This is a genomic window from Thalassotalea sp. G20_0, assembly GCF_017744175.1.
GTDB lineage: Bacteria > Pseudomonadota > Gammaproteobacteria > Pseudomonadales > Endozoicomonadaceae > Endozoicomonas.
The window spans coordinates 1-1,240 of sequence record NZ_JAGHQV010000218.1; the positions used below are offsets into that span (position 1 = coordinate 1).

General features: G+C 56.6%; 1 protein-coding gene. It reads right to left on the bottom strand.

Annotation, left to right across the window (positions count from 1 at the left end; all coding sequences use genetic code 11):
• A partial coding sequence (locus J7438_RS25615) for a hypothetical protein (RefSeq protein WP_209278867.1) occupies window positions 1-1,214 on the bottom strand: 1,214 nt, incomplete at its 3' end.
• Between the last annotated feature and the right edge of the window lie 26 nt (window positions 1,215-1,240).

Sequence of the window (1,240 nt, forward strand, 5' to 3'; positions counted from 1 at the left end):
AGCGACTCCGCCTGTTCGGTTAACTTATCAATTACCCTGGACACGACCCGGGCATCACCGGCAAACAGGCCGTTCACCAGCTCACCTACCCATGCAGCACCGTCGTGTATCCCTTGCCGGGTCAATTTCCCAAGCACCGCTTCGGCAGTAATATATGGGTGTTTTTGCAGAAGTGATTCCACCTGATCGGCCACTGCGCTGACCATCCCGGCAAGCCCTTCACCCAGCATTCGGTCAACTTCGCGGGCTATCATCGTGGCTGAGTCTGCCGTTTCCTCCCCGGCAGTGATCTCGGTAACGGTTGCTGTTTTCCAGTCTCCGGATTGCAAACGGTCACTCAGCAGTTCAACCATTAATTCAACCGTGGCTGTGGTCAGAAACGCCGGTAATTGTGTGGTCAGCGCCGTGCCGCCCTCTAAGGCATTCACGTCGTCACATTGTTCACCGTTGCGCCTCGCAGTAAACAGCGCCCCTTCTTTGACGACAAGGTTCATAACCTCCCGGATACTGCCCTCAAGGATCGGCTTGACCGCCTCCAGCTGATCACTCTGTTTAATGACCAGGTCAACGGTTTCATCAGCCAGGTTACCCAACTGCTCTGCAACGGCCTGACGGGCATCATGCCAGTGGTCCTGCTGATTTTGATGGTCCGCTGTCGTTTTCTTATCACGGCTGCCGGGCTTTTCCTCTGGCTTCTGCGCTTTCGCCGCCTGGCGCAGGTCAGCCACAACGCCGTGCTTATCGTCTGCCCCCTTTTCCATCGCAGCACTTAGGGCTTGCAACCGTCTATGCAGGAGCCTTTCCAGTTCCGGCAGGGCTTTGTCCATGCTTGCCCGGGTCAGTGCTTTTACATCTTCTGCAAGGTTGTCCTTATGCTTGCTGACGCTGTTTACCAGCGCATCCACTCCGTAAGTGGCCAGCCTTTCCAGTACCTGACCTTTCTGAACCTGGTCCTGTACGAACGGCATCACGGCGTTTCTGAGCGCTGTGGATTCTGATGCCTGGTTTCCGAGCGTCGCTGCCTCGCCCGTCACGCCGGTCAGCAGTGGTTCTACCAGGGTATTTCCACGGCGAACCAGGATCTCCTTTACGACTTCCAGGTTCTGCTGCCCTGTTGCCTGATCCACGGTTGTTAACCAGCCAAGCCCGTGAGTTGCCAGGGTCTGCACCAGCGACTCCGCCTGTTCGGTTAACTTATCAATTACCCTGGACACGACCCGGGCATCACCGGCAAACAGGC